Source organism: Pseudomonas sp. PS02302 (genome assembly GCF_029959585.1).
GTDB lineage: Bacteria > Pseudomonadota > Gammaproteobacteria > Pseudomonadales > Pseudomonadaceae > Chryseomonas > Chryseomonas aestiva.
In genome coordinates, this window is record NZ_JASCON010000031.1 from 39668 (window position 1) to 56209 (window position 16542).

The following is a 16542-nucleotide window of genomic DNA, read 5'->3' on the forward strand; positions in this document are numbered from 1 at the left end:
CCCTGGTGGGCACTGGCATCGGCGCGGGTGTCCAGGCGACCGGCCATGGCCGCCTGGCTCAGCTGGTTGGCGTCTTCGACCAGGCGCTGGATGTTGCCGCGGACCTGTTCGAGGTTGTCGTTGATCACCGCCTTCTGCCCGGGGAAGCGCTCCAGCTGCACCGACAGATCGCCTTCGCCGAAGCTCTTGACGCAGGCCATGGCCTTGGCGGAATCGCTCAGGTGCCCGGCGACCATGCCGTTGACCCCTTCGGCCATGTTGCGATAGGCGCCCTGGAAGCGCTCGGCCGGAATGCGCACCACGGTTTCGCCGCGGTCATGGGCAGCCGACATGCTGCTCATTTCGCTGATCAGGCCGCGCAGGGTGGTGACCATGTTCTGCATGGCCGCCATCAGGCTGGTCTTGTCGTCACCGCGCAGCTTGATGTCGTCGGGCAGATCGCCGGCGGCCACGCGCCCGGCCAGGGTTGCCACGGCCGCGGGCTCACCGCCCAGCTGACGCAGCAGATTGCGGGTGATGAAGAAGCCCAGCAGGGCCACCGCCAGCAGGGTTGCCAGGGCAATGCCCAGGGCCAGCCAGGTGGCCTCGACCTTGGTCTTCTGGGCGACCTGAACGCCTTGCAGCGCCAGGGTCTGGTTGTAGCTGACGTGTTCGTCGAGGGCCTTGTTGATCGCCAGCATCACGTCGGTGCGGCTGCGCATCAGGGCCTGGGCATCTTCGTTGCGATTCTGCCGCGACAGGGCAATGACCTGGTCGCCGAGGCTGAACAGCGCCGTGAAGGCGGCGCGATCGGCGGCCAGCAGCCCACGGTCGCGGTCGTCCGAAACCAGCGTCTCGTACTTGCCGAGATTCTGGCCGATACGCTCCTTGGCCGCGGCCAGGTCCTGCTCGACGGTAGTCATGGTTTCAGCGCTGGTCGACAGCACGTGGCGATAGATGCCCACCACGTAGTCGGAGCGGCTGTCGTTGACCTCGCCGAGCGCCTTGAGGCTGGGAACGGTGTTGTCGTTGCCGTAGTTGGCCGCCTGGAACACCTGGTCGATTTCGTATTGCCCGGTGCCGGCCAGCACCAGGATGCCCAATAGCGCGGACAGCACCAGGAGCAGCATTTTCTTGATGACGGTCATGTCGATGGTCTCAAAAAGGCCACCCGCAGGTGGCCGTTGGATAGGGATCAGGATTCGAAGGGGACGTAGCCGTCAGGCACGCCCGAGGTACCCGTACGCAGGGCCTTGCCCGGGACCCGCGTGGCGCGGGGCCGCGAAGCCTCCAGCGCCCGCTCCAGGTCCTGTACTACCCGGCCTTCGCCGGTATTGAAGAAGCCCATCAGGCGTTGCAGCTGCTCGGCCTGAGTACTCATTTCCTCGGCGGTGGCAGCCAGTTCTTCGGACGCCGAGGCGTTCTGCTGGGTGATCTGGCTCAGTTGCAGCATCGCGCCGTTGATCTGGCTCACCCCGCTGCTCTGCTCTTCGCTGGCGGCGGCGATTTCCTGCACCAGGTCGGAGGTCTTGCTGATGGACGGCACCATCTGGTCCAGCAGGGTGCCGGCGCGCTCGGCGAGGGCCACGCTGCTCTTGGCCACGGTGCCGATCTCCTGGGCGGCGACCTGGCTGCGTTCGGCCAGCTTGCGCACCTCGGCGGCCACCACGGCGAAACCCTTGCCGTGTTCGCCGGCGCGGGCCGCCTCGATGGCGGCGTTGAGCGCCAGCAGGTTGGTCTGGTAGGCGATGTCGTCGACGATGCCGATCTTGTCGGCGATGGTCTTCATGGCCACCAGCGTCTCGCCGACCGCCTGACCGCCCTCGCCGGCTTCCCGCGCGGCCTTGCCGGCCATGCCGTCGGTGATCTTGGCGTTCTCGGTGTTCTGGGCGATGGAGGACGACATCTGCTCGACGCTGGCGCTGGTCTCCTCGACCGAGGCTGCCTGTTCGGTGCTGGCCTGGCTCATGCTCTGGGCGGTGGCGGAGATCTCTTCCGAGGCGCTGGCCAGGGCATCGGCCGACAGGCGCACGTCGCCGATGATCTGGTTCAGCTTGCCGACGGTGCCGTTGATCGACTCCTTGAGTTCCAGCAGCTGACCCTGGTAGTCGCCGCGCACGGTACGGCTCAGGTCACCCTGGGAAAGCCCGGCCATCACGACCAGGGCCTCGTTGACCGGGGCGACGATGGCGTCGAGGGTGCCGTTGATGCCGGCGACGATGCGGCGGAAATCACCCTGGTGGGCACTGGCGTCGGCACGGGTATCGAGACGACCGGCCATGGCCGCCTGGCTCAACTGGTTGGCGTCTTCGACCAGGCGCTGGATGTTGCCGCGGACCTGTTCGAGGTTGTCGTTGATCACCGCCTTCTGCCCGGGGAAGCGCTCCAGCGCCACCGACAGATCGCCTTCGCCGAAGCGCTTGACGCAGGCCATGGCCTTGGCGGAATCGCTCAGGTGACCGGCGACCATGGCGTTGACGCCTTCGGCCATGCCGCGGAAGGTGCCCTGGAAGCGCTCGACGGGGATGCGGGCATCGGTGTCGCCGCGATCATGGGCGGCGGACAGCTGCACCATCTCCGCGACCAGCAAATGGATGTTGTCGCGCACCTGCTCGAGGTTGTCGTTGATCACCGCCTTCTTGCCGGGGAAACGCTCCAGCGGCGCGGCCAGATCGCCTTCGCCGAAGCTTTTGACGCAGGCCATGGCCTTGGCCGAATCGCTCAGGTGACCGGCGACCATGGCGTTGACGCCTTCGGCGACGTTGCGGAAGGTGCCCTGGAAGCGCTCCAGCGGGATGCGTTTGTCGGTCTCGCCGCGATCGTGCTCGCTGGCCATGGTGCTCATCTCCTGCACCAGACCGCGCAGGGTCACCACCATGCGCTGCATGGCGGCCATCAGGCTGGAATCGTCGCCGGCGCGCAGCTGCAGATCGTCGGGCAGGTCGCCCGCGGCGGTGCGGTTGGCGACCTTGGCCACCTCGGCCGGCTCGCCGCCGAGCTGACGCAGCAGGTTGCGGGTGATGAAGAAGCCGAGCAGGCCGATCAGCAGCAGGGTGGCCAGGGAAATGCCGACCGACAGCAGCGTGGCCTGATTGAGCGTGCCCTCCGCCAGGTTGGACTGCTCGGTTCCCAGCTTCTGGTTATAGAGGCGATGGGCGTCGAGGACATCACCCACATGGGTGATGATCTCCTGGTTTTCGCCCAGCAGCCGCTTGACCTCGTCATCCTGGCTGGCGCGCGACAGCGGGATCACCTTGGCCGCGAGCTGGTTGAGCGCGGCGATCGCCTGTCTGTCGTCTTCCCACAGACGCTTGTCGGTGTCGTCGGAGATCTGCCCCTCGTAAGCCTTGAGTGCCTCATCGGTCAGCCGCTGCGATTCGCTGAGTTCCTTTTCGGCCTTCTGGGTGGCGGCATCACCGTCGGCGGCGAGATGTCGATAGATGTTGGTGATGACATCGGCGGAATGGGCGTCGACGGCGTCGATGCCCAGGATGGCCGGCACGGTATCGTTGTTGCCGAAATTGGCCCGTTCGAAGACCTGGTGCAATTGGTAGTAGGCCAGCCCTGCCAGGAGAATGATCCCCAGCAGCGCGGAGAGGACCAGCAGGGACATGCGTTTGGTAACGGTCATGGACTCTAAATCCTTGTCGGTCAGGTCAAGTCGGGTCGGTTCAGTTAGGTCAGCACGGGTGCGAGGACTGCAGCAGCGGTGCCGGTGGACGCGGCTTCGCCAATCAGGCCGGGCACGTTGAGGATCAGCGCCACGGCACCGGTACCCAGGATGGTGAAACCGCCGAGGCTGCGGTTGTGGCCGAACAGCGGACCGAGCGGCTTGATCACGGTCTGGAATTCGCCGAGCAGCTGATCGACCACCAGGCCGGCGCGCTGGCCGGCATAGCGCACCACCACAACGTTCTGCCGCCGCGGCGGGGCTTCCTCGATGGTGAACAGCTGGCGCAGGCGCAGCACCGGCAGCACCTCGCCGCGCAGGTCGAGGTAGTCGTTGCCGTTGGCCTGGACACTGGCCGCCTCGGTCAGCTCGATGCACTCCTCCACCGCTTCCAGGGGCACCACGTAGGTGGCCTTGCCGACGCCGATGAGGAAGCCGTCGATGATCGCCAGGGTCAGCGGCAGGCGGATGGTCACCGTGGTGCCGCGGCCCTCCTCGCTGGTGAGGTCGACGCTGCCGCGCAGGGCGGTGATGTTCTTTTTCACCACGTCCATGCCGACGCCGCGACCGGACAGGTTGCTGATCTGCTCGGCGGTGGAGAAACCCGGTTCGAAGATCAGGTTGAACACGTCCTTGTCGGCCAGCACCTGGCCTTCGGCGATCAGGCCGCGCTCGGTCGCCTTGCGCAGGATGCGCTCGCGCGACAGACCGCCACCGTCGTCGGTGACCTGGATGACGATGCTGCTGGCCTCGTGATAGGCGTTCAGCCCCACGGTGCCCTGGGCCGGCTTGCCACGCGCCAGGCGCAGCTCGGCGGATTCGATGCCGTGGTCCATGGCGTTGCGGATCAGGTGGGTCAGCGGATCGCCGATCTTTTCCACCACGGTCTTGTCCAGTTCGGTCTCGCCGCCGCTGATGCGCAGGGCGATGTCCTTGCCGATCTCCTTGGAGACGTCGCGGACCACCCGCTGGAAGCGGTTGAAGGTGGTACCGATCTGCACCATGCGCAGGGTCAGGGCGGTGTCCCGCACCTCTTCCACCAGGCGCGACAGCACCCCGGTGGATTCCACCAGGGCCGCCAGGCCGCTCTGCTGGGCGATCAGCTGGGTCCCGGCACCGGCGATGATCAACTCGCCGATGAGGTCGATCAGCTGGTCGAGCTTGGTCGCGTCGATGCGGATCAGCTGGCCTTCGCCCGCCGGCGCGCGCTGCTCCTTGATCTTGCGCTGCTTGTTCAGGGCCGCATCCACCACCGGCGGATTGACCAGCTGAGCTTCCACCAGGGCTTCGCCGATAGGCTGGCGTGGGGTGGCCGGATCGGCCTGGCGGCGCAGCACCTCGTCCAGCTCGGTGGCAGTCAGGGTACCGCAGCGCACCAGGATCTCGCCCAGGCGCAGGTCTTCCTCGGCCAGATCGTCGATCAGCTGGCAGTAGTCGCTGCTGCGGCTGTGCGGCGGCAGGATGCGGATCTGGCTGTCTTCGCGGACGAATTCGAAGGCCGCCTCAATGGTCGCCTTGTCGGCGTCGCTGTCGAAGGCAACCTCGAAGCCCAGGTAGCAGGTCTCGGGATCCATGTCCGCCGCGGCCGGGATGGCATCGGTCAGGGTGACGATGTTGACGATGCGGCCAAAGCTGTTGAGGTAGCGCACGAAGGCCAGCGGATCCATGCCGTTGCGCAGCATGTCCGGACCGAAGCGCAGCGACAGGTGCCAGTGGCCAGCGGCGACGCCATCGACCGGTGCCGCCAGGGTACGGGCGGCCGCGACCGGCTGGGCCGCCTTGGCGCTCGGCTGCAGATAGTGCTCCAGGCGCTGCACCAGCACGGCGCCGGCGGCCTGGAAGTCGGCCTCGGGCTCGCTGCCGGACGACACCCGGGCGATCAGGCCGTTGAGGTGGTCGCAGACCTCCAGGAACAGCGCCGACAGGGTCTCGTCGAAGGCCAGCTCGTTGCTGCGGATCCGGTCGAGCACGCTTTCGGCGACATGGGTGAAGGCCACCACATGGTCCAGACCGAACAGACCGGCCGAACCCTTGATGGTGTGGGCGGCGCGGAAGATGGCATTGATCAGCTCGACGTCATCCGGCGCCTGCTCGATCTGCAGCAGCGCGGCTTCCATCTGCTGCAGCAATTCTTCGCTCTCGGCGATGAAGGTCTTGAGGATCTCGTCCATGTTCATGCGGCAACACCTTCCGCGGCGGCCGCGGTAAAGAAGTCGGCAAGACCTGCCAGCTCCAGCAGTTCGGTGACGGCGGGGCTGGGGTCGACCAGTTCCAGGCTGCCGCCCAGACGCTGCGCCTCCCGGTGGGCCAGCAGCAGCAACTGCAGACCGGCGGAGTCGAATTCATCGACCTCGGCCAGTTCCAGCGCCACGGTGACCCCGGCGGTCAGGGGCTCCATCAGCAGCGGCTTGCTGTCAGCCGCGGTGTAGATGGTCAGCGGCCCGGTGAGGGGCAAGCGGGTACGAACGACATCGTTCATGGGGGCAGCCTCCAGGGCCATCAGGGCATGATCAGCTTGGAAACCGCCGCCAGCATCTGCGCGGGCTGGAACGGCTTGACCATCCAGGCCTTGGCACCGGCGGCCTGGCCGGCGGCTTTCTTGGCGGCATCGGATTCGGTGGTGAGCATGATCACCGGGGTGAACCGGTAGGCCGGCAGCTTCTTGGCCGCGGTGACGAAGGTGATGCCGTCCATGTTGGGCATGTTCACGTCGCTGATGATCAGGTGCACCTTGCGACCGTCCAGCTTGGTCAGGGCGTCGCGCCCATCGCAGCCTTCGATGACGTCATAGCCCGCGCTTTTCAGCGTCATGGACACCACCTGGCGGATGGAGATGGAGTCGTCGACGATCAGAATGGTCTTGTTGCTCATGACAGCTTTCCTTAAAAGAACGTGATATCGGATTCGGCAGCGGCGGCGGCCGGTCGCTTGCCGTGGTGCACGGCGACCTGCTCGGCCATGGTGTAGGTGCGGGCCAGCTCGGCGAGCCAGCCGCGGGTGTCGAGGGTCGGCAGCGGCTGACCGCTGGCGGCCAGGGCGCGACGGTCGATCACCAGGCGTTCGAGACGCGCCTGGTCGTCACGGATGTGGCCGAGCATCTGGCTGACGCGATCCTGGAATTGCAGGGCGACCAGCACCTCGGCAATGGCGCCGCCCACGGCCGCGGCATTGTTCGCCAGGGCATCGCTGCGCTCGACCACGTCACGGGTGGTGCCGCCAAAGGTGCCGATGACCTGCTCGATGGTCTCGCCGGACTGGTTCAGGGTGCCGGTGTCGCGTTCGGCGTGGAGCTGCGACAGTTCCAGGGTGCGGGCAATGGCGCCGTTCACCGTTTCCACGGTTTCGCCGATCTTCTGCCCGGTATCGCCGGACAGGGTGGAGAGCTTGCGCACCTCGTCGGCGACCACCGCGAAACCGCGCCCGGCTTCGCCGGCACGGGCGGCTTCGATGGCGGCATTGAGGGCCAGCAGGTTGGTCTGGCGCGCCACGTCGCCGACGTCCTTGGCCATGCTCTTGAGTTGTTCGGTCAGACCGGCCAGGCCGTTGACCTCGTCCAGCAGCGCGCCCTTGCTCGACAGCGCTTCGCGCAGCGCGTGCAGGATGCCATCGAGCTGGTTCTGGCTGCTGGCCATGAGATTGACCAGGCGATCGCCACTGCCGTGATCGGCGCCGGCGACGCTGTGGATGCGGTCGGCCAGTTCGGCGAAGCGACTGGTCAGGCTGACGATTTCCTGCTCGGTGTGGGCGCGCGCCGCTTCGATCTGCTCGGACCACACCGGCAGCACCGCCACGCAGAGGGCTTCGAGGGCTTCGTCCCGACCGCTGGCCGGACTCTGGCTCACGGCCTGCTCGGCCGCGCGCTCGGCCTGGCGCGCCTGGGCGCGACGCAGCTGCCAGAAGCCCAGACCGGCGGCGAGCACCACCTGGGTGGCACTCAGCGCCAGGGTGGTCGACGTCACGCCGCCCACGAACAGGATCGCGCCGGTACCGCAGGCACCGAGCAATGCAGGGGTGAAGGTAAGATCGATGAACGAGGGCGAAGAAGAGGCGTGTTCCACAGGAGGGTACCGGTCTAGACGCCAGCGAAGGCGGGAAGGTGTGACCGGGTTATCAGCTCTGGAACGCTAAACTTTAGCCGCGGACGGATAACTTATTGCAATAGCATAATGACATCATGATGTTTTTCGCCAGATCCTTTTAGCGCTCATCGCGCCGTTTGGCCCGTGCTAGACGGCCTGCCATGGCACCGGCCTCCTCCAGAACCTCCCGCACATAGCCCAGGTGACGGCTCGCCGCCTCGCGTGCCGTTTCCGCTTCACCCGCGACAATCGCCTGGTAGAGCGATCGGTGCTGTTCCAGCAGGTGCTCGCGGGTTTCGCCCCGTTGCGCCTGCATGCCGCCGATGTTGGTCACCATGTGGTGGCGCAGCAATTCGAACAGGCTGCGGATGCTATGCAGGTAGACGGCGTTGTGACTGGCCTCGGCGATGGCCAGGTGAAAGGCCGCGTCGGCCTCGCCCTCCTCTTCCCGGGTCAGGGTGTCGCGCCGGCGGTAGCAGTCCTCCAGGCGCTCCCAGGCCAGGGTCAGCCGCGCCAGGTCCGGCTCGGTGGCGCGCTGGGCGGCGTAGTAGGCGCAGGCGCTTTCCAGGGTGTGGCGAAACTCCAGCAGGTCACGGCGGGTTTCCTCGCGGCTTTCCAGCAGCGGCAGCAGGGGATCGGTGAAGGCACTGTTCAGCGCCTCGGTGACATAGGTGCCACCGCCCTGCCGACTGAGCAGCAGGCCGCGCGCGATCAGCTTCTGGATGGCTTCGCGCAGCGAGGGTCGCGATACCCCGAAGCGCTCGGCCAGCACCCGCTCGGCCGGCAGGCGTTCGCCAGGGCGCAGCGAGCCTTCGGCGATCAGCGCCTCCAGGTGCTTGACGATGTCGTCCGACAGACGACGTTGCTTGACCGGTTCGAACCCCATGAAAAACCTCGAAAAAAGCCGCGGACAGTGGCGAGGGTCCGTCAGCCAGGCGGTGCTGGCCGACGAAAGTCGCAGATCAAGGCGTTTGACAGGGGCAAAGACCCCGCTTAACGTGCGTGAAGTCGCCCTTGTAAATTGGTCTTACCAATTTTTGCCACAGGTCGCGATCTTGTGCAACCCCGTCCTGCCGCCTCCCTACAAAAACAATCAAGGAGCACCCGATGGATACCTGGCAACAGATCTATCTCCCCCTGGGCAGCCTGGGCCTTTCGGCCTTCGTCGCCGCCCTGCCCATTCTGTTCTTCTTCGTCGCGCTCGCCGGTCTGAGACTCAAGGGCCATGTGGCGGGTGCCATCACCCTGGCGATCGCCCTGCTCATCGCGCTGTTCGTCTATCGCATGCCGGTGGACAAGGCGCTGGCCTCGGCCGGCTACGGTTTCCTCTATGGCCTCTGGCCGATCGCCTGGATCATCGTCACGGCGGTGTTCCTCTACAAGCTGACGGTCAAGTGCGGGCAGTTCGACATCATCCGCAGCTCGGTGCTGTCCATCACCGACGACCAGCGCCTGCAGGTGCTGCTGATCGGCTTCTGCTTTGGCGCCTTCCTCGAGGGTGCGGCCGGCTTCGGCGCACCGGTGGCCATCACCGCCGCCCTGCTGGTGGGCCTCGGCCACAATCCGCTGAAGGCGGCCGGGCTCTGCCTGATCGCCAACACCGCGCCGGTGGCCTTCGGCGCCCTGGGTATCCCGACCATCGTCGCCGGCCAGGTGACCGGTATCGACGCCTTCAAGATCGGCGCCATGACCGGTCGCCAGCTGCCGCTGCTGTCGCTGCTGGTGCCGCTGTGGCTGATGTTCATGATGGACGGCATGCGCGGCCTGCGGGAAACCTGGAAGCCGGCGCTGATCTGCGGCGGCACCTTCGCCGTGTTCCAATACCTGACTTCCAACTTCATCGGTCCGGAACTGCCCGACATCACCTCGTCGCTGGCCGCCATGATCGCCCTCACCAGCTACCTCAAGCTGCGCCAGCCGCAGCAGGCCACCGCGGGCGCCACTGCCGTGGTCGGTGGTGGCGGCGCCGCCATGCTGGGTGGCGGGGCCGGCTTCGGCGGCGGCGGCCGGCTGCCTCCGGAGCATTCCCTGGGTACCGTGATCAAGGCCTGGTCGCCGTTCCTGATCCTGACCGTAGTCGTCACGATCTGGACCACCAAGGCCTTCAAGGCGCTGTTCACCACCGGCGGTGCCCTCTATGCCCTGGTGATCAACGTGCCGGTGCCCTACCTGGACAAACTGGTGCTCAAGACACTGCCGATCGTGGCCACGCCGACGCCGATGCCGGCGATCTACAAGCTCGACCTGCTGTCGGCCTCCGGCACCGCCATCCTGATCTCCGCGCTGATCTCCATGGCCATCTTCCGCATCAAGCCCTCGACCGCCCTGGGCGTGTTCAGGGAAACCCTGGTGGAGTTGCGCAAGCCGATCCTGTCGATCGGCCTGGTGCTGGCCTTCGCCTTCGTCGTCAACTACTCGGGCATGTCCACCACCCTGGCCCTGCTGCTGGCCGGTACCGGCGCGCTGTTCCCCTTCTTCTCGCCGCTGCTGGGCTGGCTAGGGGTGTTCCTGACCGGTTCGGATACCTCGTCCAATGCCCTGTTCGGCTCGCTGCAGGCGACCACCGCGCACCAGATCGGCGTTTCCGACACCCTGCTGGTGGCGGCCAACAGCTCCGGCGGCGTGACCGGCAAGATGATCTCGCCGCAATCCATCGCCGTGGCCTGCGCCGCCACCGGCATGGTGGGCAAGGAGTCCGACCTGTTCCGCTTCACCGTACGGCACAGCATCGGCTTCGCCGTGCTGGTCGGCTTTATCACCCTGGCGCAGGCCTATGTGTTCACCGGCATGCTGGTGCACTGATCGTGCGTTTCCCGGCGGCGACCCCGGTCACCGCCGGCTCTCTTTTAACCGGGCCAACCCGGAGTATCCTGATGACCGACCTCTTCCACAACGCCGCCCCCAACGCCACCCGCACCGCCCCGCCCCTGGCGCCGCCGCGGACCTATCCGCCGCAGAAGCCGACCCAGGTCTATCTGTTCGGCACCTGCGTGGTGGACCTCTTCTATCCCGAAGCCGGCATGGACAGCATCCGCCTGCTGGAGCGCGAAGGCATCCGCGTGAATTTCCCCCAGGCGCAGAGTTGCTGCGGCCAGCCCGCCTACACCTCGGGCTACACCGAGGAAGCCCGCGCCGTGGCGCGCACCCAGCTGGCGCTGTTCGCCGAGCCCTGGCCGGTGGTGGTGCCCTCCGGCTCCTGCGCCGGGATGCTGCGCCATCACTATGCCGAGCTGTTCGCCGACGAACCCGAGACCCTGCGGCAGGTACGGGATCTGGCCGAGCGCACCTACGAACTGGCGGAATTCCTGCTGCACGTCTGCCAGGTCGACTACCAGGATCGCGGCGCCCCGACCAAGGTGGCGTTGCACACCTCCTGCAGCGCCCGCCGCGAGATGCAGACCCACCTGCACGGCCGCGCCCTGCTCGGCCAGCTGCAGGCCGTGGAGCGCGTCGACCATGACCACGAGAGCGAATGCTGCGGTTTTGGCGGCACCTTCTCGGTACGCATGCCGGACATCTCCGGCGCCATGGTGGCGGACAAGACCCGCGCCCTGCAGGACAGCGGCGCGGCCCAGGTGCTCACCGCCGACTGCGGTTGCCTGATGAACATCAATGGCGCCCTGGAAAAGCAGCGCGCCGCCCTGCGTGGCGAACACCTGGCGAGCTTTCTCTGGCGCCGTATCGGAGGTGCAGCGTGAACGAGATGCTCAAGATCCCCCTCACCGACATCAGCGCGGCGCCCCCCTTCAAGACGCGCGCCCGCCAGGCCCTGGGCGACGACCAGCTCAGACGCAACTTCCGCACGGCCATGGATTCGCTGATGACCAAGCGCCTGGCCAGCATGAGCGATGCCGACGAGCGCGAGCGGCTGCGCGAACTGGGCAATCGCACCCGCGCCCGGGCGCTGTCCAAGCTGCCGGAGCTGCTGGAACGCCTGGAAGCCAACCTCAAGCGCAATGGCGTCCAGGTGCACTGGGCCGAGACCACGGCCGAAGCCAACGCCATCGTCCAGCAGATCGCCGAGCGCCATGCGGCCAAACTGCTGATCAAGGGCAAGTCCATGGTCAGCGAAGAAATGGACATGAACCACGTCCTCGGCGCCCAGGGCATCGACTGCCTGGAATCGGACATGGGCGAGTACATCATCCAGCTCGCCGGCGAGAAGCCCTCGCACATCATCATGCCGGCCATCCACCTCAACCGGCAGCAGGTGGGTACCCTCTTCCACGAGCACCTCGCCGAGCCCTACACCACCGACGTCGACGAACTCATCCAGACCGGTCGGCGGGTGCTGCGGCAGAAATTCTTCGAGGCCGACATCGGCATCTCCGGGGTCAACTTCGCCGTGGCCGAGACCGGCACCCTGCTGCTGGTGGAAAACGAAGGCAACGGGCGGATGTCCACCACGGTACCGCCGGTGCACATCGCCGTGACCGGTATCGAAAAGGTGGTGGAGAACCTGCGCGACGTGGTGCCACTGCTGTCGCTGCTGACCCGTTCGGCCCTGGGCCAGCCGATCACCACCTACGTCAACATGATCTCCGGGCCGCGCAAGGCCGAGGAACTGGACGGACCGCGCGAGGTGCACCTGGTGCTGCTGGACAACGGCCGCAGCCAGGCCTTCGCCGACAGCGAATTGCGCCAGACCCTCAACTGCATCCGTTGCGGCGCCTGCATGAACCACTGCCCGGTCTATACCCGCATCGGCGGCCATGCCTATGGCGAAGTCTATCCCGGCCCCATCGGCGCCATCATCACCCCGCACCTGGTCGGCCTGGAGCAGGCGCCCGACCATCCCAGCGCCTCCTCGCTGTGCGGTGCCTGCGGAGAGGTCTGTCCGGTCAAGATCCCGATTCCGGCGCTCTTGCGGCGCCTGCGCGAAGAGAACGTCAAGGCGCCCAATGCCGAGCCGCACCTGTTGCGCGGCCAGGGCAGCAAGTTCTCCGCCCGGGAGCGCTGGACCTGGCATGCCTGGCAGAATCTCTACACCTCGCCGCTGCTCTATCGCGGCTTCAGCTACCTGGCCACCCGCTTCGGCCGCTTCACCCCCGGCCAGCTCGGCCCCTGGACGGAGCACCACAGCGCGCCCAGGCCGGCATCGCGCTCGCTGCACGAACTGGCCCGCGACCACCTGGAGAAACGCCCATGAGCGCCCGCGACAACATCCTCGCCAAGCTGCGCGGCAGTCTGCAGGGCACCCAGCCGCTGGCGGACACCTTCGATGAAGCCCTGGTGACCGAACCCTGGCGCTATCCACCTGCGGAGCGCGTCGCCCGCCTGCGCACCCTGATGGAGACGGTGCATACCGAAACCCACCTGACCACCGCGGCGGACTGGCCGGCGCTGGTCGAGCGCGTCCTCGCCGAACGGGGTCTGGATCAGCTATTGATCGCTCCCGGCACGCCCCACGGTGCGCGCCTGGTGGAGCGCTGGCAGGGCGACGGCTCACCGCGCTGGAAGGCCTACGATCGCCCCGTGGAAGAGTGGAAGGCCGAACTGTTCAACGACACCCCGGCCAGCCTCACCGGCACCCTTGGCGCCCTGGCCTCCACTGGCAGTCTGGTGCTCTGGCCGGATCGCCAGGAACCGCGCCTGATGAGCCTGGTGCCACCGCTGCACATCGCCCTGCTCAGGGCCAGCACCGTGGTGGACAACTTCTACGAGTTGCAGCAACAGCACCGCTGGCAGGACGGTATGCCGACCAATGCCCTGCTGATCTCCGGACCGTCCAAGACCGCCGACATCGAGCAGGTACTGGCCTATGGCGCCCACGGGCCCAAGGATCTGGTGGTGCTGATCGTCGAGGACGAGTGAAGCATCCGACCGGGGTGAGTCGGGATAGCCTGGCATTACCCTCGCGTGGAAAACGCTGCGCGGTTGTCCACCCTACGACGTCAGGCTAGGCGTAGGGTGGACAACGGCGCAGCCTTGTCCACGAATTCGCCGATCTTCCGAGCGCAGCCGAGCCCAACGATCTCTGCCTCACTCCAGCTGCCCAATCCGCTGCGGGTCCGGCCAGAACAACGCGGCCTGCCCCAACCGCTGCCCGTCGACATCAAGCAGATTCCACACCACGCCGGCATGGATCTGGAAGGCCTCACCGTCTCGATCGACCCGCCAGCCCTCATAGCCACAGGCATAACCCTGGCGCCCCACCGCTTCCATCAGGCGCTGACGCTCGTCCCGGTCCCTGGGTGAGGCGCTGAACCTGGAGGGCATGCCGATGAATTCGGCGCGCGGATAGCCGAAGCAGCTCAGCGCCTGACCGTTGGCGTAGCAGAACAGCGGATCACCTTCGGTACCGTGCGCCAGCAGGGCATAGGGTGCCCGCTCATGCAGCCAGGCAGGGACGTCGGCCGCAAGTAATCCCGCGGGACGCGGCAGCGGCTGGCCGAGCCAGTGACGGTAGGAGGCTTCCAGCAGCGGAAGCAGGCTGAGATCGGTCGCGGACAAGGTGGCGGCTCCTGGATGGTGGGACCCACGCATTCAAGAGCAAGCCGGCGGGCGTGGGAAGCCCGGGGCCACCGCAGCAGGACGCTGCGGCAGCCAGGGCGGCGCGGTTTACTTCACCGCGGAGAGGTCGATGCGCACCACGCTTTCCGGCGCGGTGTTCATGTATTCCTTGTCGAAGGGCGTCTTCACCGTCGCATACAGCGTCTGGCCATCCGGGCTGACCAGCAGGCTGTTGGGATTGGGCTTGAGGTCGTAGGCCTTCTTCTCGGCGTAGGTGGTGGCGTCGAGGATCAGCAGCCGACCGGTTTCGCGCTGGGTGATGTACAGCTCATTGCGTTTGGTATTGAGCTTGATGGCCAGGGCGTCACCCACCGGCAGGCGCTTGATCACCTTGCCGCTGCGGATATCGAAGACCAGCACAGTCTTGGCTTCGGAATTGTCGGTGACGAACAGCTGGTGGTTCGCACGATCCTCGGCCAGGTTCAGCAGCAGGTACTTGCCGCCATCGCCCGGGGTCCAGCGGTGCTCGATCTTGCGCGTGCGTGGATTGATCACCAGCACCTCGCCGCTGCCGTTGGCCGCATAGAGGCGCCCGGTGTCCTCGGAATACAGCAGGCCGGTCACCCACTTGCCGGCATTGGGAATGCGCGCCTTGAGGGTCAGGGTCTTGGCATCCACTACCCAGATCACCCCCGGATCGCCGACACCGCCGACATACAGCATGCCGTCATGCAGGATGACCTGGCGCGGATTGACCGGATGGCCGTCGCGGCCCATCTCGTTGAATTTCAGCCGCTTCTCCACCTTGCCGGTACGCAGGTCGATACGGCTGAGACCGCCGTCCAGGGAGTTGGTGACGAACAGCGTCTCGCCGCTGGCATCGGTGGTCAGGGCGAAGTTCTTCAGATCGGTATGGATCTGGCCGGTGATGGCCAGGGTTGCCGGATCCAGCTGGTAGATCACCCCGCCGGTAACGCCCTTGGTCAGCTGGGCGGTCGCCGCGTAGACCGACTGCTTGGCCGGGCTGTAGGCCAGCTCGTAGACGCCGTAGCCCAGCTCGATGCGCTTGAGTTCGGCCGGCGCCTGGGGCGCGGCCGGCTGCGCGGCGACAGGCGCCGGCGCGGGTGGCGGTGGCATCGGTGCCTCCGGGCGATTGGAACAGGCCCCCACTGCCAGGGACAGTAGCGCCATGGCGCCCAGCGTCGAGACCTTGTTGAAAGACACCGCCATTTGCTTCTCCTAGGGACGAGGTGCGAGGGATCGAAAGGATCCTGAAATGATAAACGTTCGCACTATGCCCAAGGAGAACAGGTCAGACAAGACCGAAGCGTTTCAGCCTCTTTCCTGCTGCGGGTCGCCATCCCCTGCCCCGCCGCTCTGGTCCAGGGCTTTCAGCTGGCCCTGACGATCCAGGCGAAAGCGCGCGAAATCCTCGGCCAGCTGCAGGTGACCGCTGTAGCAGGCCGCGGCCTCCCGGCGCAGCTCGTCGATGCACGGCGAACGCCCCGCCTCAGCCTGATAGCGCGGACTGAAATGGGTGAGCAACAGCGCCGGCAGCGCCTGCGCCTCGGCGAAACGAGCGACGCCGGCCGCGCTGCTGTGGCCCCAGCTCTGCCCGGTCTTGTCGATCTGCGCCTGGGCGTAGGTGGCTTCATGGACCAGCAGCTGAGCACCCCGGCAGGCCTCCGTCAGCAAGGCGGGATCGTCGTTATCTCCTGCCACCACCAACCGCCGCTCGCCATGGGCCGCCTGCAGGAAGTCGGCGCTGCGCAGCAGGCGGCCCTCGTGTAGCACGTCCTCACCGCCATGCAGCCGCCCCCACAGCGGCCCGCGCGGCACCTGGGCCGCCGCCAGGGCCGCGGGATCGAGGCGCTGCGGCCGACGGGTCTCGCGGAAGCGAAAGGCGTGACTGGGCACCCGATGGGAAAGCGCGAAGGCGTCGATATCCCAGGCGCCCACGGCAACGCCGGTAAAACCCTCCAGGGCATGGACGCGCAGCTCGAAAGGCAGGTGCAGCGCGGTCAGCAGCTGGGTGGCGGCGAGCCAGTCATGGACCGCCTGGGGCGCGATCAGCAGCAGCGGCTGGCGGCGTCCGGTCATGGCGGCGCTGGCCAGCAGCCCTGGCAGGCCATAGCAGTGGTCGCCATGGACATGGGTGATGCAGATGGCGCGCAGATCCGCCGCTGACAGCGGGGTACGCAGCAGCTGGTGCTGGGTGGCCTCGCCGCAGTCGACGAGAAACCAGCCCTTGCCCTGGTCCTCGATCAGGGCAAGGGCCGAGACGTTGCGCCGCCGGGTCGGCCCCCCCGCCGCGGGGGCGGGGAACAAGAGATCCATTGGGGGGGCCGACAAAAGGCCACT

The 16542-nt window shown here is 66.8% G+C and carries 12 protein-coding genes and 2 pseudogenes; 4 read left to right on the forward strand and 10 right to left on the reverse strand.

What is annotated here, in order from left to right:
• Positions 1–143: 143 nt before the first annotated feature.
• The 7 genes and pseudogenes from QMX82_RS26005 to QMX82_RS12580 all read right to left on the reverse strand — a co-directional run.
• A pseudogene (locus QMX82_RS26005) lies at positions 144–1127 on the reverse strand (MCP four helix bundle domain-containing protein); the annotation flags it as partial.
• Between the two features lie 47 nt (positions 1128–1174).
• Entirely contained in the window at positions 1175–3610 is a 2436-nt protein-coding gene (locus QMX82_RS26010; RefSeq protein WP_442969387.1) for a methyl-accepting chemotaxis protein, read from the reverse strand.
• 44 nt (positions 3611–3654) lie between these two features.
• A complete protein-coding gene (locus QMX82_RS12560; RefSeq protein WP_282283945.1) occupies positions 3655–5826 on the reverse strand; it encodes a chemotaxis protein CheA in 2172 nt (723 codons plus the stop codon).
• Complete coding sequence (locus QMX82_RS12565) at positions 5823–6128, reverse strand: STAS domain-containing protein (RefSeq protein ID WP_058792877.1); 306 nt, start codon at positions 6126–6128, stop codon at positions 5823–5825. The genes QMX82_RS12560 and QMX82_RS12565 overlap by 4 nt, the downstream gene beginning before the upstream one ends.
• Before the next feature lie 20 nt (positions 6129–6148).
• Positions 6149–6520 carry a response regulator gene (locus tag QMX82_RS12570; protein WP_133859381.1) on the reverse strand — a complete coding sequence of 124 codons (372 nt, stop codon included), beginning with the start codon at positions 6518–6520 and terminating at the stop codon, positions 6149–6151.
• 11 nt (positions 6521–6531) lie between these two features.
• Positions 6532–7140: pseudogene (locus QMX82_RS26015) on the reverse strand (methyl-accepting chemotaxis protein); the annotation flags it as partial.
• 706 nt (positions 7141–7846) lie between these two features.
• Complete coding sequence (locus QMX82_RS12580) at positions 7847–8614, reverse strand: FCD domain-containing protein (protein WP_133859382.1); 768 nt, start codon at positions 8612–8614, stop codon at positions 7847–7849.
• Positions 8615–8835: 221 nt separating this feature from the next.
• Here QMX82_RS12580 and QMX82_RS12585 point away from each other — a divergent pair, with 221 nt between their 5' ends.
• The 4 genes from QMX82_RS12585 (at position 8836) to QMX82_RS12600 (ending at position 13542) form a co-directional block, all read left to right on the forward strand.
• Positions 8836–10530 (forward strand): lactate permease LctP family transporter, encoded by a 1695-nt coding sequence (locus tag QMX82_RS12585; RefSeq protein ID WP_282283958.1) that lies wholly within the window; start codon positions 8836–8838, stop codon positions 10528–10530.
• Positions 10531–10601: 71 nt separating this feature from the next.
• Positions 10602–11426, forward strand: a complete 825-nt coding sequence (locus QMX82_RS12590; RefSeq protein ID WP_133859384.1) for a (Fe-S)-binding protein — start codon at positions 10602–10604, stop codon at positions 11424–11426.
• A 5-nt stretch (positions 11427–11431) separates the two neighbouring features.
• The gene (locus QMX82_RS12595; protein ID WP_133859980.1) at positions 11432–12877 is read left to right on the forward strand and encodes a LutB/LldF family L-lactate oxidation iron-sulfur protein; all 1446 of its coding nucleotides are present in this window, start codon (positions 11432–11434) and stop codon (positions 12875–12877) included.
• Complete coding sequence (locus QMX82_RS12600; RefSeq protein ID WP_133859385.1) at positions 12874–13542, forward strand: LutC/YkgG family protein; 669 nt, start codon at positions 12874–12876, stop codon at positions 13540–13542. Before QMX82_RS12595 ends, QMX82_RS12600 begins: the two co-directional genes overlap by 4 nt.
• Positions 13543–13710: 168 nt before the next feature.
• Here QMX82_RS12600 and QMX82_RS12605 read toward each other — a convergent pair whose 3' ends face one another.
• The 3 genes from QMX82_RS12605 to QMX82_RS12615 all read right to left on the reverse strand — a co-directional run bounded on the left by QMX82_RS12605 (position 13711) and on the right by QMX82_RS12615 (position 16518).
• A complete protein-coding gene (locus QMX82_RS12605; RefSeq protein ID WP_263258691.1) occupies positions 13711–14181 on the reverse strand; it encodes an MEKHLA domain-containing protein in 471 nt (156 codons plus the stop codon).
• Positions 14182–14289: 108 nt separating this feature from the next.
• Positions 14290–15411 (reverse strand): YncE family protein, encoded by a 1122-nt coding sequence (locus tag QMX82_RS12610; RefSeq protein ID WP_133859387.1) that lies wholly within the window; start codon positions 15409–15411, stop codon positions 14290–14292.
• A gap of 102 nt (positions 15412–15513) precedes the next feature.
• Positions 15514–16518: a ribonuclease Z gene (locus QMX82_RS12615; RefSeq protein WP_282283963.1), complete on the reverse strand. Its 1005-nt coding sequence runs from the start codon at positions 16516–16518 to the stop codon at positions 15514–15516.
• Between the last annotated feature and the right edge of the window lie 24 nt (positions 16519–16542).

Bases quoted from the DNA above. Each gene is read 5' to 3' on its own strand.
- QMX82_RS12615 (WP_282283963.1), bottom strand. From the start codon at position 16,518: ATGGATCTCTTGTTCCCCGCCCCCGCGGCGGGGGGGCCGACCCGGCGG.
- QMX82_RS12585 (WP_282283958.1), top strand. From the start codon at position 8,836: ATGGATACCTGGCAACAGATCTATCTCCCCCTGGGCAGCCTGGGCCTT.
- QMX82_RS12570 (WP_133859381.1), bottom strand. From the start codon at position 6,520: ATGAGCAACAAGACCATTCTGATCGTCGACGACTCCATCTCCATCCGC.
- QMX82_RS26010 (WP_442969387.1), bottom strand. From the start codon at position 3,610: ATGACCGTTACCAAACGCATGTCCCTGCTGGTCCTCTCCGCGCTGCTG.
- QMX82_RS12560 (WP_282283945.1), bottom strand. From the start codon at position 5,826: ATGAACATGGACGAGATCCTCAAGACCTTCATCGCCGAGAGCGAAGAA.
- QMX82_RS12600 (WP_133859385.1), top strand. From the start codon at position 12,874: ATGAGCGCCCGCGACAACATCCTCGCCAAGCTGCGCGGCAGTCTGCAG.
- QMX82_RS12610 (WP_133859387.1), bottom strand. From the start codon at position 15,411: ATGGCGGTGTCTTTCAACAAGGTCTCGACGCTGGGCGCCATGGCGCTA.
- QMX82_RS12595 (WP_133859980.1), top strand. From the start codon at position 11,432: ATGCTCAAGATCCCCCTCACCGACATCAGCGCGGCGCCCCCCTTCAAG.
- QMX82_RS12590 (WP_133859384.1), top strand. From the start codon at position 10,602: ATGACCGACCTCTTCCACAACGCCGCCCCCAACGCCACCCGCACCGCC.
- QMX82_RS12580 (WP_133859382.1), bottom strand. From the start codon at position 8,614: ATGGGGTTCGAACCGGTCAAGCAACGTCGTCTGTCGGACGACATCGTC.
- QMX82_RS12565 (WP_058792877.1), bottom strand. From the start codon at position 6,128: ATGAACGATGTCGTTCGTACCCGCTTGCCCCTCACCGGGCCGCTGACC.